A 21,751-nucleotide genomic window follows, 5' to 3' on the forward strand; every position below is an offset into this window, starting at 1 on the left:
CCAAAGGCATTGCTTTAGCGACGATGAATAGTAATGTGAGCCCTAATGGCGTTACTCAATAAAGGGTGACAATAGCTCTTTGCAATAACAGCGTGCTAACTTAGCTCACAAAATCGTCAGCAATGCACTTGGAGTACTTAAAAAAATGCTCAAGCTCATTTCTCAACTATTCACCGAAGCAAAAACAGTAAGAAAGGCAGTGGACATATTGTCACGTACTCTAGGGGTTAACCCATCATTGGTATCACGTATGATGGGGGATCTTGGGCCTGAGTGTGGTAACGAACTAGGGCTGATGATTGCAAAAACGGAGGGGAGTGCAACTGATCCTTTCCGCTTCATCTATGAATGTGGCGCACTAATATTTTTCTTCCATTGGTGTTTGTATAAGAGTGCTGGTGACATCAATTGGATGCACCAACATCTAGCAAAACAGGGATTTTTGATTGATCAGATCAGTACAGATACGCATGCGTTAAGTATCGCACAGTCACTACTAGGTGGTATTGAATTACGGGGGTACGACCTGCGCAGATTCAACCAAAACCTCTCTGTCTTTATGGCCGAATATGAAGAGTATCTTGACAGTGATGGCACAAGGGAACCGCCAAAGCTAGTTTTACATTAGTGTAGGGATTGTATGGATTTCTATAGAAAGGCTTCCTTCATAGCGATCATTGTAGTGTTACTGACCTTAGTGGCAGGGCCATTCCTATTCAAGTTCTATCCAAACTTTGAAAAGGGAAAAGTTATGTGTGAATCACAAGGAGGGCATGTTAGCTTTGAAGGGAGGAACATCAAGGTTTATGGTGATAGAATCGAATTGGTCGGTGTCTGGGGAATATTGGATAGTGGTAAACCCAGACACATTTTGATCCAAACTAAAGGACGGTTGTGTGTAATTGAAGAAAGTAACGCTGATTAGATAAACATACAGGAAGGCGTCTAGGATCGTCCCTAACGAGGTTGAGAGGCTTACGTGTAGAATCCCTAGGCTACGCCTAGTGACACTATATAGCATAAGTGAGTAGACCAACGCCTTCGGCAAAGAGTAAAAGACACGCCAAAAAAAGGGAAGAAATCCACACAGTAAGTAGCTAGTAGCCAAGGGCTACAAGGACAGGGGAAGGGGTTTGTCTTTTCTCTCTTTCCTTTAGGCGTCTTCTTTAGCTTGGCCCTGCCGGCCTGAGGCACATATCTCCAGTAATCCTCTATAACGCCTTCGGCACAAGGGGTGGCACTACGTGCCGCATAATAATTACTTAATTTATTTGTTATATTATATGTTATTGGGCAAATAGTGCCACCCCCCCTGGCAAATAGTGCCACCCCTCTTGCACCTAGAGGATGCTCCCTCATTACAAATGGTATCATCCTCCTCTTCTTGTAGCCCTTCAATCCAGCCATATCCTAGAGCTACTCCTAATTGGAGGGTAGGCATATCCCTTACCTAGAGAGCACACACACTTAACAAACATCCATGAAAATATTTGTCTAAGAAAACATACAACTAACAGTATAAGTATATATAGAAGCTATTGAAATTAGCCTGCTTACGCAAGTAAGTGGGCTCTTGCCCGTTCCAAGTCAAGATTGAGGTAATGAGATGATGGTGTATTCCCAAGAAAATGGCCTTCGGGTCAAGATACCTGCCTTTTGCGCCAATGAGTTGGTCAAGCATTTACCAGAAGGTGTAAAGGCAACTCGCTACATCGTAGACCTAATCCTAAAGGATTTGGCTATCAAGAAAAAGGATCGCGACAAACGTGATGAAAACTCAACTGGAAATAACAACAGCCCTGTGTAGGGCAAACCTGTCTGACCTTTCGAGCAACGATAAACACTTGCTCCTAACCCTCTCATCCTTTATCAACCCCCTACGTGACGGTGATTTACGTGCATGGCCTACAAACGCTCAGTTAGTAGCCTTAACTAGCTTGTGTGATCGGTCTGTACGCAATTCCATTTCCAATCTTGAAGAGCGTGGATACCTACAACGTATTACAAAGTACGATGCTGGCGCTAACAAGAAGACCCGAATTTTAATCCTTAACCTAGACAAGCTGACGCCAGTATCGGCAGAGCCAGAAGCTAAAGGGGATGCTTGGGAGGATGATCTAGATGATTGGTAAAATCCTATTTTTATATCCCCTTGTAGTCTATTTAACCCACATGATTTCAATTTTTATAATCCAATAGGTAACGACAATGCAACGATACAACTCAACTCATGACCAATTTATGCTAGCTAGAGCTGCTGCTAACGCGACGTACTTCGATAAGTTGCGTGAACCAGTCGAAGAGCTATTGGCGTTTGGTTTCGGGTATGTCTCCCTTGCCTCAGCTCTTAATGCGAAGGGTTATCTAACCCAACGAGGTAAGCCCTTCACTCGTGAGAGTGTACGCACCCTGCTAAATAACTTAGGGCTTTCTACAGTGGGAGCAGAAGAACAAGAATGCAAAGAACAATAATAGCGCACCTCGATCAATATGGTCGCTGTTGTGCTGTAGAACGAGAGCGAGCAGGTGAATTAATTCTCCTAGTAGGGAGCTTAGACAACGCGGTGAGTTACAAAGAGCTCCCAGAAAAATGCATAAGCTTGGCTATGCGAGAGATTAGCAATACCGTCTCGTCCCAAGGCGTCACGGTTGTAGTTGGCGAGGAGGTTGTTACTTTATGAACCTTTATCATGTCTATTACAACCAACAAGATAGGGCGGTATGCGTAGAGCGCCAAAGCGCAAATGGTATCATCAAGATTATTGCAGGCATCAGGCCGACCAGCCTTTACAGCAGAATGCTAGTCACCGATACTTTTACTCTCTCAGAGGCAATCGATGAAGCCTTGTTCACCAAGCAAGAGCAACTGAATAAATCGAAAGGGATGCGTTACCAGCGTACCCCCGAGTTAGAGCAAGAAATCAAGCTAGGTTGTTCTCATTCCGTATTACATACCAAATACGGCATCTCTAAACGTACCTATCACCGATTGCGTAACGAGCTTATCAGTGCCACTCCCCCTACCCTGTAGGGTAGTACCTCCCCCCTGTGCCACATCCTCTCTAGCCCTTGTATATCAAGGCTTAAAACAGCCATTTTTAGCAAAGTAGGACTCTACTATGTGGTGTTTTCTTAACACACGCAAACGGGTTGCGGTAACCCACTGTGACCACTACCGCGATTATTCAAAATTCAAGAACTATGACATTGATGCCCCTTTCACCTGGGCACCTAACCCCTTTCGGAGAAACTAAAGATGAATGAACAAATCAAAGACCTGTTTCAAGATGAATCAATCAATGATGATCAGCTTGCAGCCATCATCCAAGAGGCTCAAGGCGACGCCTCTAGGGTGAGCAAGAGCATGAAAGCCCTTGGTATTGGTGCTGGCTCTAAAGAGCACATTGCTTATATGCAGTCATTGAAGAATGATGCTATGCGCAAGCATGGTTTCTCAGATCCTATTCAACAAACGGAGTTTACAGGGGATGAATTAGCTAATCCCAATTGGACAACCAAGCAATGGAATCAATGGGAGCGTGCTAGACGTGTGAAAGCTGGTTACAAGCCTAGCCCACTCACCAACAGCCAAGACGCTGCTGACTTCTTCAAGAAACATAGAGGTGGTTAATGTCCCTCATCAAGACGCCAAAGGCTGCAAATTACAAGTTCGGAGGGCAGGCTGATAAGCCTGTCCGCTTCCATGAATACAAATCAGAAATTACTAGATTCTCTTACAAGGGCGTTATCATTGAGCGTAACAAGAACACTTACCGTATTACGCCACCCAAACTTAAAGGCTTTGATATGGCTTTGTGTGATGGTGTCTATACCGATACTCGTTCGCTACAAGGGGCGCTTGATTTGGCCTTTCTGAATGTTGACAGTGAACGCCAAGAAGAACTAAGAGCGCTGAATATCAACCATCGGTGTCCAGCTTGTAAGGGCGTAACGCTCATTCAGAAGAGAGATTGGCAAGAGGAGCGGATTTCTTGCCCCTTATGCGCTCGACACTCCCACTATTCCTACTATGAAGCCGTGAAAGATGAAGTAATCCGGTGATAGAGGAGAGGCGCATTAACCCCTTGTGTCAAGTTGACATACACAGGCCATCTAGTTGACTGATTTCAACTAGCCTCTGCACAAGGAGTTACTTCAAGGGTTGCGAGGACAATCAAGAGGTACTCTTGCAGAGGTATTCTATTTTAAATAGTTACAATGGTGATAGACACCAAGGAACGCACTAGCAGATAGATGTAATTACTTCACACGTAAGGGCATACAGCCCATGCACTCACCAACTTAAAGACATTGTTTAAATGCTAGCCGCCTAGCAGCGCAAGCATTGTTAAGGTTCCAAAAGACACTACAGCAAACAGCCTACCCAATGCAACTAAATTTGTAAAAATTTCTGTGAGATTTTTTCAAGCTGCATTGCATATATATAAGAGCACCCCTTACCCCCTGCCCCCCTCCATGCAATCCCCCCAGCAAATCGACGATGCCTCTATGCACTCCCCACACAGCTTTTTCTTCCTGTCCCCTAACCCACTGTCATTGTGTCAACCCATCACTGGGCAATTGATAGGGCTTGGAATGCCGTCATCATTCCGCCCCTAGCAGTTAGCTAAGTACACTCACAAGTACACTTCAAAACGCCAGAAATAGAAAAGGCGCAGCAGTTACTAACCTGCTACGCCTTTCTGAATGTGGTGGCCCCTGGGGGACTTGAACCCACGACCAATCGATTATGAGTCGACTGCTCTGACCAACTGAGCTAAGGGGCCAAATTGTGCGTTTAGCGGCGTGGATTATAGGGGAAGAGGAAAGAGCAGTCTATAGGCATATCAACCACTTGGCGACTAATTGTCCAGCTTGATAGAGGGTGCAAAGTGGGTCGCAAGGGTAAATGCCAGACAAAACAAAGCCCCGCATGACGGGGCTTTGGCAGAGCAGTTTGACACAGTGTCAGGACTATTCGTCCAGGAAGCTGCGCAGCACTTCCGAGCGGCTCGGATGGCGCAGTTTGCGCAGTGCCTTGGCTTCGATCTGACGAATACGCTCACGGGTAACATCGAACTGCTTGCCCACTTCTTCGAGGGTGTGGTCAGTGTTCATGTCGATACCGAAACGCATCCGCAGTACCTTGGCTTCGCGGGCGGTCAGGCCAGCCAGCACTTCGCGGGTAGCGTTGCGCAGGCTTTCGCTGGTCGCTGCATCCGCTGGCAGAGCCAGGGTGGTATCTTCGATGAAGTCGCCCAAGTGGGAATCTTCATCATCACCGATGGGCGTCTCCATGGAGATAGGCTCTTTGGCGATTTTCAGTACCTTGCGGATCTTGTCTTCCGGCATGCCCATGCGCATGGCCAGCTCTTCCGGGTTCGGTTCACGACCCATCTCCTGCAGCATCTGACGGGAGATACGGTTGAGCTTGTTGATGGTCTCGATCATGTGTACCGGGATACGGATGGTACGGGCCTGATCCGCGATGGAGCGGGTAATGGCCTGACGGATCCACCAGGTTGCATAGGTCGAGAACTTGTAGCCACGACGGTATTCAAACTTGTCTACCGCCTTCATCAGACCGATGTTGCCCTCCTGGATCAGATCCAGGAACTGCAGACCGCGGTTGGTGTATTTCTTGGCGATAGAGATAACCAGACGCAAGTTGGCCTCAACCATCTCTTTCTTCGCACGGCGGGCCTTGGCCTCACCGATGCTCATGCGACGGTTGATATCCTTGATCTGGGCAATCGACAGACCGGTCTCTTCTTCGATTTGCTGCAGCTTGCCGATGGCGCGCTGAATATCCTCGTCCATTTCAACCAGACGGGGAGACCAAGCTTTGCCAGCCTGCTTCTGGTATTCAAACCAGGCAGTTTCACACTCGTTGTTGGTGAAGGCCGCGACGAAGGTTTTCTTCGGCATCTTGGCCTGCTCAACGCAGAGCTTCATGATGATGCGTTCCTGCACGCGGACGCGCTCCATCATTTCGCGCATGTTGTTGACCAGGCGATCAAACTGCTTGGGCATCAGGCGGAATTGACGGAATACATCAGCCAGCTGGGCGATGGCGGCCTGGGTATCTTCGTGCGCACGACCATTCTTCTGAATGGAGAGGCGGGTCACCTCATACTGGGCACGCAGTTCGCCAAACTTCTCGCGAGCGACTTCCGGATCCGGGCCACCGTCACCGTCGTCGTCAGAGCTGTCGCCATCTTCGTCTTCGTCTTCTTCGTCTTCTTCATCTTCGTCGGCCAGATCGTCTTCGCCGAGTTCGGAACCGATGTGCGTGGCGGTAGGGGCCATGTCTTCGGTTTCGTTCGGATCAATAAAGCCAGAGATGATGTCAGAGAGACGCAGCTGCTCGGCTTCGTACTTGTCGTACTGTTCGAGCAGGTAAGTAATTGCTTCAGGGTACTCGGCTACGGAGCTTTGTACCTGGTTGATACCGTCTTCGATCCGCTTGGCGATGTCGATTTCGCCTTCACGGGTCAGCAGTTCGACGGTACCCATTTCCCGCATGTACATGCGGACGGGATCGGTCGTGCGACCAATCTCAGATTCAACAGATGCCAGAGCCTGGGCCGCTGCTTCGGCAGCGTCCTCATCGGCGGTACCACCTTCAGCCATGATAAGGTCATCGGCATCCGGAGCGTTTTCAACCACTTGAATGCCCATATCGTTGATCATCTGAATGATGTCTTCGATCTGGTCTGAATCGACAATGTCTTGCGGGAGGTGATCGTTCACCTCGGCATAGGTCAGGTAGCCCTGTTCTTTACCTTTGGCAACGAGGAGTTTAAGCTGAGACTGCGGGGTTTGCTCCATAGAACTCATCCGGTTGGTGTTGCTAGGTTGCGCGTACAGTGCGCTGCTGCGCAAATAGCCAATTCTAATAGAAAACCGCCAGACATGCTATGTCTGGTTGCGGCGTCGGTCATGAGAAACCCCTGCCCGCAGTATTGTCGGGGCCAGGCGGTTATATAAATTTTGCTTTTCATCCCGTCGATTCGGGCAACGTTATTCATATTGGGACTATTCACTCAAATATCAAGCCCCACACTCATTTCTTTTCTCAGTCTTCATCTCCCTGAGTAGCATCATTAACTCCTGCATCTCCGCTTGGCTTGGTCTTTCCTTGTTTTGTAACTCTTCTATACGCTGATTCAAAACCTGACTGGTAAAGCCAAAAAAAGTGTCTTCCAGTTCCCTCTGAATGTCTGGAGCTTGATCCGGATTGATCTCTTCAAACGGGTAATACATTGCCAGTTGTGCGAGGATCTCTCCCTCCTTGGTGCCGCGCCAATGTTCCAGCAGGATACCAGTGGTAATACCGGGCTGTGCCAGGATCTGCTGGTGCAATTGCAGCAGGAACTTGATGCCCTGTACGCGTAGTCCGGCCAATTCCGGCATGGAAGGCAGTTTGGCTGCTACCGCCGGATATTGCACCATCAGCGCCAGCGCCCGCCGCAGTGGAGTCAACTTGATAGCTTTTGGTTTGTTGACCTCGGCCTTGGGCTGATTGTTGCGGGCAAACAGTTCGGCGATACGCTGTTTGTTCTCGCCCCAGCGCATCATGCTGGAGAGGCGGGTGATCAATCCTTCTCGGGTAAATCCTTCCGGTACGCGGCGGATGAGTTCAGCAGCCTCATGGGCTATCTCATGCTTGCCTGCTTCACCTAGTAGTATCGCGTCCCGCCTTAGGCGCTGGAACATGAAGTCGGCGAACGGCTGGGCTTCATCGAGCAGAGCTTCGAAGCCCTCCTTGCCAATCTGGCGTACCAGCGAGTCGGGATCCTCGCCATCGGGCAGGAACACGAACTTCAGCTCGCGGCCATCCTGCAGATGGGGGAGGGCATTATCCAGTGCTCGCCAGGCGGCTTCACGACCGGCGTTGTCACCGTCATAGCAGCAGACTACCTCAGCGGTGGTGCGAAACAGGGTGTGGATATGGTCGCTGGTTGTCGCGGTACCCAGTGCCGCCACCGCATAGTCGATGTCGTACTGACCGAGTGCCACCACATCCATGTAGCCTTCTACCACCAGGATCCGACGAGGATCCTTGTGTGCCTGCTTCACCTCGTAGAGACCGAACAGCTCCCGCCCTTTATGGAAGATGGGGGTCTCCGGCGAGTTCAGGTACTTGGGCGTACCATCACCCAGCACCCGACCACCGAAGCCGATGACCCGGCCACGCTTGTCACGGATCGGGAACATGATGCGATCGCGGAAACGATCGTAGCTGCCCCCACCATTTTCACGGGTGATCAGCATGCCACCCGAGACGAGCAGCTGCTCGTGATCCCGGCTGGCGCCAAAGCGGCGGCGCACCTGATCCCAGTCGCTGGGGGCGTAGCCGATGTTGAAGCGCTTGACCACTTCGCCGGTCAGACCGCGCCCTTTGAGGTACTCCACCGCATGGGGAGCGCTCTTGAGATTGCTCTCGTAGAAGCGGGCGATCTGGTTCATCAGCTCGAACAGATCCTTGCTGACGGCGGGTTGGGAGCTGGCCGAACCACCTATGCTCTGCTCGCGAGGCACCTGCATGCCCTGCATGCTGGCAAGCTCTTCGATGGCATCGGGAAATTCGAGGCCGTCATATTCCATGACAAAGCCGATGGCGTTGCCGTGGGCGCCACAACCGAAACAGTGGTAGAACTGCTTCTCCTGGCTGACGGTAAAAGAGGGGCTTTTTTCGTTATGAAAAGGGCAGCAAGCCTGGTAGTTCTTACCGGCTTTTTTCAGCCGCACTCGCGAGTCGATCAGCTCGACTATGTCTGTGCGTACGAGCAGATCGTCGATAAAGGATTGGGGGATCCTGCCTGCCATAACCGTCCTGTTTCATTGCGGAGAAAATAAAAAAGCCGCGCATTCCAAGGGAAGCACGGCTTCTTCGACCAAACAAGAGAGTTGCCTGTTACGCCAAGCGGGTTTTCACCTGAACACTGACGGCGCCGACATCGGCACGCCCCTGAATTTTCGGCTTCAAGACAGCCATGACCTTGCCCATATCAGCCATGACGGCAGCACCACTCTCAGTGATGGCTTGCTCGATCAGAGCGGCAATTTCATCTGCGGTCAGCTGTTGCGGCAGGAATTCCTGCAACACAACGATCTCGGCGGACTCTTTGTCGGCGAGATCCTGGCGACCGGCAGCTTCAAATTGGCTGATGGAATCGCGGCGCTGTTTGACCATTTTGGTCACGACAGCGAGGATATCCTCATCATTCAGCTCGATACGGGTATCGACTTCACGTTGCTTGATTTCTGCCATCAACAGGCGGATCGCTCCCAGACGTGCCTTATTTTTGGCAAGCATGGCGAGTTTTTGCTGATCCTTGAGTTGATCCTTCAGAGACACGGCAATATCTCCCGATTAGTACAGGCGGATACGACGTGCGTTTTCGCGAGACAGCTTCTTGGCGTGACGCTTGACAGCAGACGCTTTGGCGCGCTTACGAATGGTAGTCGGCTTCTCGTAGAACTCACGGCTACGAACTTCGGACAGGATACCGGCTTTTTCGCAAGAACGCTTGAAACGACGCAGAGCAACGTCAAACGGCTCATTTTCACGGACTTTGATTACTGGCATGTGCCTTTCACCTCAGTGATAAATTGTTAGCTGACCTTCAATCGATCAGCATGTCTTAAAATGGTGCGAAATTATACTCTGGACAGGGAATGAAAGTAAACCCGCAGAGATCGCTCTGGTTTAAAAAACCCGCGAAGGTTACCATAGCCGTCTCATTTTAGCAGTGAAATTTTTTAGCAATGCGTGTATTGGGCATAGAGACATCCTGTGACGAAACCGGGATCGCGATCTTCGACGATCAAAAAGGGATCCTTTCCCATCAGTTATACAGCCAGGTCAAGCTGCATGCGGACTACGGTGGCGTCGTTCCCGAGCTCGCCAGCCGGGATCATGTTCGCAAGACGATCCCGTTGATCCAGGCCGCATTGCAAGAGGCGGGACTGGGTAAAGATGACATCGACGGCATCGCGTATACCGCGGGCCCGGGTCTGGTTGGCGCCATTCTGGTCGGGGCGACCATCGGCCGCTCGCTGGCGATGGCGTGGAACAAACCGGCCATCGCCGTCCATCATATGGAAGGCCACCTGCTGGCCCCCATGCTGGAGGAGAAGGCCCCCGAGTTCCCCTTCGTAGCGCTGCTGGTCTCCGGTGGTCACTCCATGCTGGTACGGGTTGACGGCATTGGCAGCTATCAGTTGCTGGGGGAATCCATCGATGATGCCGCGGGCGAAGCGTTCGACAAGACCGCCAAGCTGATGGGGCTGGACTACCCGGGCGGCCCGCAGCTCTCCCGTCTGGCCGAGAAGGGCACCACCGGACGTTTCCACTTCCCCCGTCCGATGACCGATCGCCCGGGGCTCGACATGAGCTTCTCTGGCCTCAAGACCTTTGCTGCCAACACCATTGCCGCCAACGGTGATGATGAGCAGACCCGTGCCGATATCGCCCGGGCGTTTGAAGATGCGGTGGTCGATACTCTGGCCATCAAATGCCGCCGTGCGCTGAAAGAGACCGGTCTCAAGCGTCTGGTGGTCGCCGGCGGTGTCAGTGCCAACCGTCATCTGCGTGCCCAGCTGGCCGAGCTGATGGAGAGTCTCAAGGGTGAGGTGTTCTATCCACGCACCGAATATTGCACCGATAATGGCGCCATGATCGCCTATGCGGGCATGCAGCGCCTCAAAGCCGGTGTATTCGAGCCGCTGACGGTCAAGGCCGTGCCGCGCTGGCCGCTGGATACTCTGGATCCGGTCTGATCCAGAGGATCCTGCCCCTTGTCGGGCGGATGGTCTGATATGCCTTGGGCATGCTCCCGATAATGCGGGAGCCTGTTCGAGGCATTTTTATTGCCTGTTTTTCGACATGTTTCCCTTCACATCGGCAGCGGCTCAGCCAGGCCTGCTGCAACATCCCGAAGCCTGTTTGGGGTGCCAATTGTTCGCTATAAACTGAATTTTCTGGATTTTGCCGATGTGCCCCAATCTCGGCTTATGGCTGTTCGTTCTTCTATCTGCCGCTCTTCCTGGGTTTTCTATATCTGCTTAACAGCGATACCTGTCTAACAGCGACAGCCCGATCTTGCATGACGCGATAAGTCAGATCGCGCCAAAGGCGTCTTATAAAGTGATGGCGATGGTTGGGGAGGGGATGGCCTTTCTGGGACAGCCAAAAGGCTGTCACGGCCATTGAGGGGGCTTATGAGGGCTCCTTACCATCAATGGTTTTACATGGTGGCAGAACTCAACGCTCTGAAAGACGAGATAAAAAAATCCCCGCCAGTTGGCGGGGATTTTGTTTGGCTATCGGCAGGCGATGGGATTACAGCAGGATGCCGCCGAAGAAGAAGCCCAGTGCCACGGCGATGGCGATGGTAGCGGTGCCCGGTACGAAGAAGGGGTGGTTGAATACCGCCTTACCGATACGGGTGGAACCGGTGTCGTCCATCTCTACCGCAGCCAGCAGGGTCGGGTAGGTTGGCAGTACGAACAGGGCGCTTACGGCTGCGAAGGAGGCAATCGCAGTCAGCGGGCTGACACCCAGTGCCAGTGCGGCAGGCATCAGCGCTTTGGTGGTGGCACCTTGTGAATAGAGCAGCATGGCGGCGAAGAACAGCACCACGGCCAGCAGCCAGGAGTACTGGTTCAGCAGGTCGCCAGCGATCAGCTGGATGGTGTCCATGTTGCCTTTGACGAAGACGTTACCCAGCCAGGCGACACCCAGTACGCAGATACAGGCGGACATACCGGACTTGAAGGTCGGCATGTTGGTGACCTGGGTGGCGTCCAGTTTGCACACCAGGGTCATGATGGTGGCAGCAGCCAGCATAATGCCCATGATGGCGCCGTCACGGGGGATCGGCGGGTTGGTGATCAGACCCACTTTACCGGAGATGGCAGTGGCATAGGCCATGACAGCTACGATGGCAGCGATGAAGATCCAGACAGAAACCTTGGCGTAAGGTTTCAGCTCAAGCTTGGTAGTGCCACGCAGTTTGATCAGGCCCTTGGCTTTACGCTCCAGATAGACTTCGTCCTGATCCAGCGGCTTGCCCATCATGTTGGCAATGAAGGCGCCCAGGATACAGGCCAGGAAGGTAGAGGGGATGCAGATGGCCAGCAGGGTCAGGTAGTCAACACCGAACGGCTCGAGCATGCCGGAGAAGGCAACCACAGCGGCAGAGATCGGGGAGGCTGTGATGGCAATCTGGGAGGCAACAACCGCGATGGAGAGCGGACGGGATGGGCGGATCCCTTGCTCTTTGGCCACTTCAGCGATAACCGGCAGGGTGGAGAAGGCGGTATGACCGGTACCGGCCAGCATGGTCATCAGATAGGTGACGACCGGGGCGGCGAAGGTGATGTATTTGGGGTTCTTGCGCAGCGCTTTCTCTGCCAGGGAGACCAGGTAGTCCATCCCGCCAGCCAGTTGCATACAGGCGATGGCGCAGATGACGGACGCGATGATCATGATTACATCCCAGGGGATGTAAGTGACCAGTTGGTCGCTCGGGATGGGCATGCCCAGACCCCACGTCAGTACCAGTACCCCCAGACCACCGGCAAAGCCGATGCCGATGCTGCCTATCCGGGCCCCCAGATAGATAGCGGCGAGCACGACAAGTAACTCGATTCCAATCATAGCGATAACTCCATTTTTTAGTTTTTTGGTTTTTATTTGGCAAAAAGCCAATTCCCGATCGGGCTGGGGATAAAGACCAATCGGGAACTGACTTTATGGGCCGGGAAGATCCCGGCCCACACTCGCTTATACGGCAGCTTCGCGGGTGAAACGCTTGGCTTTGTATTGCGGGTTCATCAGGTTCTCGATGGAGAGAATTTCGTCCAGTTGCTCGGCGCTCAGCAGGCCGCGCTCCAGAACGACTTCGCGGACGTTCTTGCCGGTCTGGGCACAGATCTTGCCGACGATGTCACCTTCGTGGTGGCCGATGAAGGGGTTCAGGTAGGTCACGATACCGATGGAGTTCAGCACGTGGTTCATGCAGATTTCCGGGTTGGCAGTGATACCTTCCACGCACTTCTCGCGCAGGGAGATACAGGCTTTTTCCATCAGGCTCAGGGATTCGAACATCGCCTGACCAATCACCGGCTCCATGACGTTCAGCTGCAGCTGACCGGCTTCGGCGGCGAAGGTGATGGTGATGTCGTTACCGAATACCTTGAAGCAGGACTGGTTGACCACTTCCGGGATAACCGGGTTGACCTTGGCTGGCATGATGGAGGAACCCGCCTGCATTTCCGGCAGGTTGATCTCTTTCAGTGCAGTGCGCGGGCCGGAGGAGAGCAGACGCAGGTCATTACAGATCTTGGACATTTTCATGGCCAGACGCTTGATGGCGCCGTGCAGCATGACGTAGGCGCCACAGTCGGAGGTAGCTTCGATCAGATCTTCTGCCGGCACATAGGCACGACCGGTGATCTCGGCCAGACGCTTGATGGCCAGCTCGGAGTACTCGGGCGGAGTGTTCAGACCGGTACCGATAGCGGTAGCGCCCAGGTTCACTTCCAGCAGCAGCTCCTGGCAACGCTTGATGGACTTGATCTCTTCACGCAGGGTGACGGCGAACGCGTGGAACTCCTGACCCAGGGTCATCGGAACCGCATCTTGCAGCTGGGTACGGCCCATCTTCAGGATGTTTTTGAACTCTTCAGCCTTGGCATCGAATGCCGCGATCAGGTGCTCCAGCGCGTGCAGGGTCACATCGGTGCTGTTCACTACCGCTACGCGGAAACCGGTTGGGTAGGCATCGTTGGTGGACTGGCACTTGTTGACGTGGTCGTTCGGGTTGATGACGTCGTAACGGCCTTTCTCCAGACCCATGATTTCCAGGGCGATGTTGGCCAGTACTTCGTTGGTGTTCATGTTGACGGAGGTGCCGGCACCACCCTGGTAAACGTCGACTGGGAACTGGTCGAAGCATTTGCCGGTGTTCAGCATCAGGTCGCAGGCTTCTACGATCTTGTCAGCAATTTCAGGACGGATGGTACCCAGTTCGCCGTTTGCCAGCGCAGCCGCTTTCTTGGTCAGAACCATACCGCGGACGAATTCCGGAACGTCAGAAATCTTCTGAGAGCTGATCTTGAAGTTCTCGACAGCGCGCAGGGTGTGCACACCGTAGTAGAGATCATTGGAAACTTCTTTGGTGCCCAGCAGGTCTTCTTCAATGCGGACGTTCTTGATGTCGCTCATTGTAATGCCTCAGAAATCAGATAAATGGAAAAATCCTCACCGAGTGGTCGCGAGTTCCTTGCGCACAGCTCATCCTGAAGCACCACACATCGAGTGGGGCGGTAGGGAGAATGACCTCCCGAAAAACTAATCAATATACTACTCCAATTGAGGTATCGGTTATTAGAGGTGGATCACTAAATTTGAGACATTTTCAAATTACTTTGAGGAAAGTACACATATGTTATGACGCTTTTATCATGATGATTATTATAAATTTTTGTGAATTTTTGCCGGTTTTTTAGATGGTTGCTGACGTAGGTGTCATTTGAGAGGCTTGAAAAGGGCAGGGAAGACCCCACTTATTCAGGGTAAAAGTGGTGATGATGCGACAGACGCATCGCGCATGGGCCGCCCTGTGAAGGTTGCCACTTTTTCTCAATTTACCGGTGCTGGAGTGGATATGGGCAAGTTGTTTCTGTTGTTGGTGGGTCTGGTGGTACTGGAGCTCACCGTGATGATCGAGGTCGGCTCAGTGATTGGGGCGCTGCCGACAGTCGGCTTGCTCATACTGACCGCGGTATTGGGCTCCTCGCTGGTGCGCAGTGAAGGGATCAAAACCCTGTTCAGTGCCCAGCAAAAAATGCAGATGGGCGAGATGCCGGGCCGCGAGGTGATGGGGGGCATGATGCTGGCGTTGGCTGGTTTGCTGCTGATTATCCCGGGTTTCGTGACCGACATTTTCGGTGTGCTGTTGCTGCAACCCTGGCTGCGCAACAAACTGGCCGACAAGCTGATCGGCAGCAGCCAGTTCCGGATGCAGATGGGTGGTTTCCAGCAGGGAACACAATCGCCGTTTGGCAACGCGCCGTCAGATGATCATCTGGGTCACGCCAAGCAGGGCGGTACCACCATCGAAGGCGAATTTGAGCGCAAAGAGTGAGCGTAAAGAGTAATCGACGAGACGAAAACCCGAGGCGAGTGACTAATCAGGGTTTGCCCTGATGGCACAGCGCCTCGAAGCGGTGTCGGGCATACCACCACGCGAGGGTGCCCGCCGCCAGATTGGCCAGCAGTATCCCCAGATATATCCCCTGTTCTCCCCCCAGCTGTGCCCCCAGCCAGGCTCCTGGCAACAGAAAACCGAATAGTCGCAATCCATTGAACAAGAACGAAATACTGGATGCTCGCACGCCATTGAGTGCCGAGGCCAGCAGCATCACCATGCCCTGAAAGCCGTAACCGATCGGCACCAGATGCAGATAGAGAATAATCAGGCGAATGACCTGCGGATGATCGCTGAACAGATTGGCGATCAGCGGGGCAAGCAGCCAGGTCAGGCCATAGATGGCGAGCTGGAACAGCAGGGCGAAACCCATGCAGCTTTGCAGCGCAGCCTTGGCGCGTGCCGGATTGCCTGCCCCGCAGTTTTGCGAAATGAACGGGGCCAGCACGGAGGCGAGCGCCATCATCACGATCAGCAGCAGCGCCTCGACCCGCGACGCGGCACCATAAGCGGCTACCACTTCGGTACCCAGGCCCGCAAAAATTGTCATCAGCACCGCGTTGGCCAGGGGGTTGAGCATATTGGTAAAAGAGGCGGGGACGGCGACATGGAGCAGCGATCGCCAGTGGTATAGCAACCGCGCTCGCGGCGAGAGGCGCCAGAGCAGCAAGCCTTCCCGATGGCGCAGGATATAGAGGCTGACCAGCATCGCCATCAACCAGGAGATAGAGGTCGCGATGGCGGCCCCGCGGATCCCCCATTCGGGAAAGGGGCCGATCCCGAAGATCAACAGAGGATCCAGCACCCCGTTGACCAGCCCGGCTACCGCCATCACCAGACTGGGGGTTTTGGTATCGCCGGTCGCCCGGATGGCGGCATTTCCCACCATGGGTAGTACCAGCATGGGGACGGTGAGATACCAGATCAGCATGTAGTCATGGATGAGGGAGATCAGCTCGGCACTGGCGCCCAGCAGGGTAAACAGCGGTGTGATGGTGAGGGCGCCGCCCGTGGAGAGCATGGCCACCATGATCACCGCCAGAAACAGGCTGTCGGTGGTGAGGTGGGCCGCCTCATCGTGTTTGCCCTGTCCCAGGGTGTGACCGATCACCGCTGACAATCCGGCGCCCAATCCCATCGCCAGTGAGGTGACCACAAAGGTGACCGGAAAGGTAAAGCTGATGGCGGCCAGTGCCTGGGTGCCCAGCATGCCGATAAAAAAGGTGTCGACCAGATTGAAGGCCAGAATGGCGATGATGCCGAAGATCATGGGGCCCGTCATCTGGCGCAATACGACCGGAATAGGGGCTGTCAGCATGGGGTTGGTGCGGGTCAAGGGCTCGTCTCTACAGCTGGCTTTGAAGGTTCTGGCATGGAAAACGGGCGGCGTGAACCGACCTTGCACCAGGGTGCGGACATGGGTGAACCATCGAAGATATTCATAGTACGTGAAAAAATTTTTTTTGTATTTGCCCTTGAAGGGTTAGCAACTCTGCCCCACATCAGGGACATATCTAATTTGGCCTGGAACGGCCATTCCTCAAAGCAACAATGAGACTCATTTTGGGAGAGTTATCGATGAAAATTCGTCCACTGCACGACCGCGTCATCATCAAGCGCATCGAAGCTGAAGCCAAATCTGCCGGCGGTATCGTCTTGACTGGTACTGCGGCCCAGAAGTCCACCCGTGGTGAAGTGCTTGCCGTGGGGACTGGTCGCATCCTGGATAATGGCGAAGTCAAAGCGCTGGCCGTGAAGGTTGGTGACAAGGTTATCTTCAACGAAGGCTACGGTGTGAAAACCGAGAAGCTGGATGGTCAGGACGTCCTGATCCTGTCCGAAACCGACATCCTGGCGATTGTCGAAGAGTAATCCATCCTCCTTTTCCCCGAATTGATTTAAGGATTGAAGAAAATGGCAGCTAAAGACGTTAAGTTTGGTAACGAAGCCCGCATCAAGATGCTGGAAGGCGTAAACATCCTGGCTGATGCCGTCAAGGTGACTCTGGGCCCGAAAGGCCGCAACGTGGTGCTGGACAAGTCCTTCGGCGCCCCGACCATCACCAAGGATGGTGTGTCTGTTGCGCGCGAAATCGAGCTGGAAGACAAGTTCCAGAACATGGGCGCCCAGATGGTCAAGGAAGTGGCTTCCAAGGCTAACGATGCAGCGGGCGACGGTACCACTACTGCAACCGTTCTGGCTCAGGCGATCGTCAACGAAGGTCTGAAAGCCGTTGCCGCCGGTATGAACCCGATGGATCTGAAGCGCGGTATCGACAAAGCCGTTGTGGCTGCTGTTGCCGAGCTGCAAGCGCTGTCCCAGCCGTGTGCTGACAGCAATGCCATCGCTCAGGTGGGCACTATCTCCGCCAACTCCGACGAGAAAGTGGGCAAGCTGATTGCTGAAGCCATGGACAAAGTGGGTCGCGATGGCGTCATCACTGTAGAAGATGGCCAAGGTCTGGAAGACGAGCTGGCGGTTGTCGAAGGTATGCAGTTCGACCGTGGCTACCTGTCCCCCTACTTCATCAACAAGCAAGAGACCGGTTCCGTTGAACTGGACGACCCGTTCATCCTGCTGGTTGACAAGAAAGTCTCCAACATCCGCGAAATGCTGCCGGTGCTGGAAGGCGTTGCCAAAGCTGGCAAGCCGCTGCTGATCGTTGCCGAAGACGTAGAAGGCGAAGCGCTGGCGACTCTGGTGGTCAACACCATGCGCGGTATCGTGAAAGTGGCTGCAGTCAAGGCACCGGGCTTCGGTGACCGTCGCAAGGCCATGCTGCAGGATATCGCCGTACTGACTGGCGGTACCGTCATCTCTGAAGAAGTGGGCATGGAGCTGGAAAAAGCGACGCTGGAAGATCTGGGTCGTGCCAAGCGCATCGTTATCACCAAAGAGAACACCACCATCATTGATGGCGTGGGTGATGCCGCTGTGATCGAAGGCCGTGTTGCCCAGATCCGTCAGCAGATTGAAGATACTTCTTCCGATTACGACCGTGAGAAGCTGCAAGAGCGCGTAGCCAAGTTGGCTGGCGGTGTTGCCGTTATCAAGGTTGGCGCTGCCACCGAAGTCGAGATGAAAGAGAAAAAAGCACGCGTGGAAGATGCCCTGCACGCTACCCGCGCCGCTGTCGAAGAAGGTGTGGTTGCCGGTGGTGGTGTAGCGCTGGTGCGCGTAGCTGCCAAGCTGACTGGCCTGCGTGGTGATAACGAAGACCAGAACGTGGGTATCAAGGTTGCACTGCGCGCCATGGAAGCCCCGCTGCGTCAGATCGTGATCAACGCGGGTGAAGAAGCCTCTGTCATTGCCAACGCAGTGAAGAACGGCGAAGGCAACTTCGGTTACAACGCTTACACCGAGCAGTATGGCGACATGCTGGCCATGGGTATCCTGGATCCGACCAAGGTGACCCGTTCTGCCCTGCAGTTTGCCTCTTCCATCGCCGGTCTGATGATCACCACCGAGTGCATGGTCACCGAACTGCCGAAGAAAGATACCCCTGCCATGCCTGACATGGGCGGCATGGGTGGCATGGGCATGATGTAATCATTACCCTTGCTCTGTTTGAGAAACGGCTCGCCCAAGGCGAGCCGTTTTTTTATATCTGACTAAACTGAGTCTGTTGAGACAGCAAATTTGGGGGCGATATGAAGATGTTTGGTTGGCTGACGCTACTGTGCTCATTGGTCATCATGCCAGTTATGGCTGCTGAGGCATTGACCGGGCCGGTGATCCTGAAAGTGGGTGGCAACATCAGCTCGACAGATGAAGTTGATGGCAAGGTATTGTTTGATCTGGCCAAACTGCAGGCACTGCCGCAACATGAGATAGTGACCGGCAATCCCTGGGTCGATAAACCTCACAAATACAGAGGCCCCAAACTGGCCGATGTATTGGCTGCGGTCGGCGCGGATGGCAAGACCATTACGTTGACGGCGCTGAACAGCTTCCAGATCCGTATTGAATGGGACAAGGTCGCCAAATATGACCCTATCCTTGCATGGGAAGACAATGGCGCTGTCATGCGGGTGCGTGACAAGGGACCGCTCTGGTTTATGCTGCCTCTTGATCAATATCCGGAATTGAAGCGATCCGAATATACCGACATGATGATCTGGCAACTTGATTTGATAGACATTCAGCACTGATAAAAACTGCACGGGAGCATGGGGTGAAAGGAAAGACCAGGGCGTGGCCACTGCTCGTCATTCTGTATGTATCCATCCTGTCGTTTACCGGGAGCACCCTCTATTGCCTGATGCAGATCCAGAATGCGACCAGAGCGATGGAGAAATACACCTACGATGTCTCCTGGGCGCTGATGCAGTTGCAGCTGGAGCTCGGGCGTTTCCTCAATGCGGTAGAGGTCTATCACTATGGCGGGATTGATCATGACACCTTGATGCTGCGTTATGACATTCTCTGGAGTAGAACGCCCATCCTGTTGAGCGGTCAGCTGCGCAAAAGCATGCAGGACAAGCAGAAAACCTTGCGTCTGGTGCAGCTGATTGAAACCAATATTCGCCAAATAGAGTCTGATATCACCAAGTTGCAGAGCGGGGCGCCCGATTATCAGCAGATCATGATGCGCCTTGCCCCGCTGCAAGAGCCGCTCTCTTACTCCCTCGCTTCTGTGATGCAGAAGAACATCAACGTCTACTCCGAGAACGATCGCCATTTTGGCCAGCTGCGCAATGCCTTGTTGCTGATGGTCTCTGGTCTGGTCATTTCGGTGCTGCTGCTCAGCATGCTGCTTATATATGAAGGGCGTCGTCATTTCAGGGCGGCCAGACGGGATCCGTTGACCGGGTTGTCCAATCGGGTTGCCTTGCTGGAGCGGATGGAGTTGTATGCCACTCAGGAAGTACCGTTCGGACTGGTGCTGGTCGACATCAATGACTTCAGGGATATCAACAGCAAGTTCGGCTATGACACCGGTGATCATCTGCTCAGCGAGTTTGCCAAACGGATCAAGGTGCTCTGTGAGGAGGGCGAGTGGAGTGGGCGCTTGGGGGGTGATCAATTTGCCATTATTCAGCGAGGCAGCAGTGATCTGCGTCAGGTCAGGGAGCTGGTCGCGCGCCTGCTGCACGCGCTGAAGCAGGATATCGTCTATGACGACTATCCCTTCCGGCTGGAAGTCGGGATCGGCATTGCCTTCTATCCGATGGACAGTGACAAGACCCAGGAGTTGTTAAGCCGTGCGGAACAGGCCCTGTTTCATAGTCGCAAGACCCACGTTCCCTATGTGATTTACGATAACTCCCTGCTCAACGAGACGGCTCGGCGCAAGCATCTGGCCTCGGACATGATCATGGCGCTGGAGCACAATGCGCTGGAGCTCTATTACCAACCCATCGTCAATCTCGAGAGTGGCCGCTGCGAAGCTGTCGAGGCATTGTTGCGCTGGCGGCATCCGGAGCTCGGTTTTATTCCGCCAAACGAAGTGATCATGGTTGCAGAAGAGTTCCAGCTTGCCGAACGGGTTGGCAGCTGGGTGCTGAACACCGCCTGCGAGCAGCTCTATCAGTGGCACCAGCTTGGTATGGTCGATCTGCAGATGTGCGTGAATATCTCGCCAGGCATGTACCAGCGGAATTTGCTCAAACTGGTGGCCAAAGCATTGATGGAGCATCACCTGCCTGCCAGCAGTCTGGTCCTGGAGGTCACGGAAGATACCACCATGCGCGAAGTGAAGAACTCGCTGCAACTGATGCAGGATCTCAATCAGCAGGGAGTGCTGTTGGCTCTGGACGATTTTGGTACCGGTTATTCCTCTCTGAGCTACCTGCAAAAACTGCCGGTCAGTAAGGTGAAGATCGATCGCTCCTTTATACAGGGCATTGACACCTCAATGGAGGCATCCGAGCTGGTCGCCAATATCTGCCGGATGGGGTCCATGCTGGGCAAGAGTCTGGTGTGTGAAGGGATTGAGACTCAGGCCCAGCTGGATGTGCTGCGATCCCTGACCGATATCCATCTTTATGGGCAGGGGTATCTGTTCAGCCGGCCAGAGCAGGCGGAGAAAATCTATCAAACCTTGCTGGAAATGGAGGAGCTTTGGCTGGCGCGTCAACAATCTGAAATGGCTTATATGAGTTGAAGGGGGGATTACTTGGCTGTCATCTGCCTCCGGAATGTGTGATTCGGTTCAAATTTTCCTCGTGTTGTTTGTTGTTTGAACGGTTGTGCGGTTTTATCAAAAAAATATGCAATTTACCCTTGCCAGAAAGATTCAACTCCCTATAATGCGCCTCCATCGACAGGGCAAGCGGCAACGCAGAAAGCCTGAGTCGATAACCTCGAAAAGCCTTTGAAAATAAGGCTTGACTCGAGAAGGCGGTTGAGTAGAATTCCACTCCCGCAGCAACGAACTGTTGCGTCGCTCTTTAACAATTTGAATCAAGCAATCTGTGTGGGCACTCACAGCATCGAACATCAAACAATTTTGTTGATTTTCAATGTCTGGTGAAGTGACCAAAACGACTTGTTAGCAATAACAAGCCGAACAGTTTATTTCAGCA

At 53.3% G+C, this 21,751-nt stretch carries 21 protein-coding genes and 1 tRNA gene; 14 read left to right on the forward strand and 8 right to left on the reverse strand.

Annotated elements, in window-relative coordinates:
- The first annotated feature begins 145 nt into the window (after positions 1-145).
- From BN1115_RS05095 to BN1115_RS05120, 8 genes are all read left to right on the forward strand, one after another.
- The gene (locus BN1115_RS05095; RefSeq protein WP_128821499.1) at positions 146-628 is read left to right on the forward strand and encodes a hypothetical protein; all 483 of its coding nucleotides are present in this window, start codon (positions 146-148) and stop codon (positions 626-628) included.
- A 12-nt stretch (positions 629-640) separates the two neighbouring features.
- Complete coding sequence (locus BN1115_RS05100) at positions 641-925, forward strand: hypothetical protein (RefSeq protein ID WP_042656323.1); 285 nt, start codon at positions 641-643, stop codon at positions 923-925.
- Between the two features lie 681 nt (positions 926-1,606).
- On the forward strand, positions 1,607-1,807 hold the full coding sequence (locus BN1115_RS22530) for a hypothetical protein (protein WP_042656324.1): 201 nt from the start codon (positions 1,607-1,609) through the stop codon (positions 1,805-1,807).
- Complete coding sequence (locus tag BN1115_RS22955; protein WP_082034797.1) at positions 1,770-2,132, forward strand: helix-turn-helix domain-containing protein; 363 nt, start codon at positions 1,770-1,772, stop codon at positions 2,130-2,132. Before BN1115_RS22530 ends, BN1115_RS22955 begins: the two co-directional genes overlap by 38 nt.
- A 109-nt stretch (positions 2,133-2,241) precedes the next feature.
- Positions 2,242-2,472 (forward strand): recombinase family protein, encoded by a 231-nt coding sequence (locus BN1115_RS22960; protein WP_413835532.1) that lies wholly within the window; start codon positions 2,242-2,244, stop codon positions 2,470-2,472.
- Positions 2,473-2,677: 205 nt separating this feature from the next.
- Positions 2,678-3,031 (forward strand): hypothetical protein, encoded by a 354-nt coding sequence (locus BN1115_RS05110; RefSeq protein WP_042656325.1) that lies wholly within the window; start codon positions 2,678-2,680, stop codon positions 3,029-3,031.
- Between the two features lie 225 nt (positions 3,032-3,256).
- Positions 3,257-3,631, forward strand: coding sequence for a hypothetical protein (locus BN1115_RS05115; protein WP_042656326.1), 375 nt, complete (start codon positions 3,257-3,259; stop codon positions 3,629-3,631).
- Positions 3,631-4,062 (forward strand): hypothetical protein, encoded by a 432-nt coding sequence (locus tag BN1115_RS05120; protein ID WP_042656327.1) that lies wholly within the window; start codon positions 3,631-3,633, stop codon positions 4,060-4,062. Before BN1115_RS05115 ends, BN1115_RS05120 begins: the two co-directional genes overlap by 1 nt.
- 648 nt (positions 4,063-4,710) lie before the next feature.
- Here the strand turns inward: BN1115_RS05120 and BN1115_RS05125 are convergent.
- The 5 genes from BN1115_RS05125 to rpsU all read right to left on the reverse strand — a co-directional run bounded on the left by BN1115_RS05125 (position 4,711) and on the right by rpsU (position 9,595).
- Positions 4,711-4,787, reverse strand: a tRNA-Ile gene (locus BN1115_RS05125).
- A gap of 187 nt (positions 4,788-4,974) precedes the next feature.
- Positions 4,975-6,870 carry an RNA polymerase sigma factor RpoD gene (gene rpoD / locus BN1115_RS05130; RefSeq protein ID WP_263718854.1) on the reverse strand — a complete coding sequence of 632 codons (1,896 nt, stop codon included), beginning with the start codon at positions 6,868-6,870 and terminating at the stop codon, positions 4,975-4,977.
- 183 nt (positions 6,871-7,053) lie between these two features.
- The gene (gene dnaG / locus BN1115_RS05135; RefSeq protein ID WP_042656328.1) at positions 7,054-8,832 is read right to left on the reverse strand and encodes a DNA primase; all 1,779 of its coding nucleotides are present in this window, start codon (positions 8,830-8,832) and stop codon (positions 7,054-7,056) included.
- An 88-nt stretch (positions 8,833-8,920) separates the two neighbouring features.
- Positions 8,921-9,364, reverse strand: coding sequence for a GatB/YqeY domain-containing protein (locus tag BN1115_RS05140; protein WP_042656329.1), 444 nt, complete (start codon positions 9,362-9,364; stop codon positions 8,921-8,923).
- Between the two features lie 15 nt (positions 9,365-9,379).
- Positions 9,380-9,595: a 30S ribosomal protein S21 gene (gene rpsU, locus BN1115_RS05145; protein WP_005309452.1), complete on the reverse strand. Its 216-nt coding sequence runs from the start codon at positions 9,593-9,595 to the stop codon at positions 9,380-9,382.
- Positions 9,596-9,774: 179 nt separating this feature from the next.
- On the opposite strand from rpsU, the gene tsaD reads away from it, so the two are divergent.
- The gene (tsaD, locus tag BN1115_RS05150) at positions 9,775-10,788 is read left to right on the forward strand and encodes a tRNA (adenosine(37)-N6)-threonylcarbamoyltransferase complex transferase subunit TsaD (protein ID WP_042656330.1); all 1,014 of its coding nucleotides are present in this window, start codon (positions 9,775-9,777) and stop codon (positions 10,786-10,788) included.
- A gap of 562 nt (positions 10,789-11,350) precedes the next feature.
- Here the strand turns inward: tsaD and BN1115_RS05155 are convergent.
- Both BN1115_RS05155 and aspA read right to left on the reverse strand, forming a co-directional pair.
- A complete protein-coding gene (locus BN1115_RS05155; RefSeq protein ID WP_042656331.1) occupies positions 11,351-12,670 on the reverse strand; it encodes an anaerobic C4-dicarboxylate transporter in 1,320 nt (439 codons plus the stop codon).
- Between the two features lie 126 nt (positions 12,671-12,796).
- A complete protein-coding gene (gene aspA, locus BN1115_RS05160; RefSeq protein ID WP_042063058.1) occupies positions 12,797-14,239 on the reverse strand; it encodes an aspartate ammonia-lyase in 1,443 nt (480 codons plus the stop codon).
- A 442-nt stretch (positions 14,240-14,681) separates the two neighbouring features.
- Here aspA and BN1115_RS05165 point away from each other — a divergent pair, with 442 nt between their 5' ends.
- A complete protein-coding gene (locus BN1115_RS05165; RefSeq protein ID WP_042656332.1) occupies positions 14,682-15,161 on the forward strand; it encodes an FxsA family protein in 480 nt (159 codons plus the stop codon).
- 46 nt (positions 15,162-15,207) lie between these two features.
- Here BN1115_RS05165 and BN1115_RS05170 read toward each other — a convergent pair whose 3' ends face one another.
- Positions 15,208-16,542: an MATE family efflux transporter gene (locus BN1115_RS05170; RefSeq protein WP_244152222.1), complete on the reverse strand. Its 1,335-nt coding sequence runs from the start codon at positions 16,540-16,542 to the stop codon at positions 15,208-15,210.
- 260 nt (positions 16,543-16,802) lie between these two features.
- Here BN1115_RS05170 and BN1115_RS05180 point away from each other — a divergent pair, with 260 nt between their 5' ends.
- The 4 genes from BN1115_RS05180 (at position 16,803) to BN1115_RS05195 (ending at position 21,330) form a co-directional block, all read left to right on the forward strand.
- Positions 16,803-17,096: a co-chaperone GroES gene (locus BN1115_RS05180; protein ID WP_005340573.1), complete on the forward strand. Its 294-nt coding sequence runs from the start codon at positions 16,803-16,805 to the stop codon at positions 17,094-17,096.
- Between the two features lie 42 nt (positions 17,097-17,138).
- Complete coding sequence (gene groL / locus BN1115_RS05185) at positions 17,139-18,773, forward strand: chaperonin GroEL (protein ID WP_042063066.1); 1,635 nt, start codon at positions 17,139-17,141, stop codon at positions 18,771-18,773.
- A gap of 101 nt (positions 18,774-18,874) precedes the next feature.
- Positions 18,875-19,375 (forward strand): putative pterin-binding protein, encoded by a 501-nt coding sequence (locus BN1115_RS05190; protein WP_042656335.1) that lies wholly within the window; start codon positions 18,875-18,877, stop codon positions 19,373-19,375.
- Between the two features lie 23 nt (positions 19,376-19,398).
- Positions 19,399-21,330 (forward strand): putative bifunctional diguanylate cyclase/phosphodiesterase, encoded by a 1,932-nt coding sequence (locus BN1115_RS05195; RefSeq protein ID WP_042656336.1) that lies wholly within the window; start codon positions 19,399-19,401, stop codon positions 21,328-21,330.
- The last annotated feature ends 421 nt before the right edge of the window (positions 21,331-21,751 follow it).

It is taken from the genome of Aeromonas allosaccharophila (assembly GCF_000819685.1).
Classification (GTDB): domain Bacteria; phylum Pseudomonadota; class Gammaproteobacteria; order Enterobacterales; family Aeromonadaceae; genus Aeromonas; species Aeromonas allosaccharophila.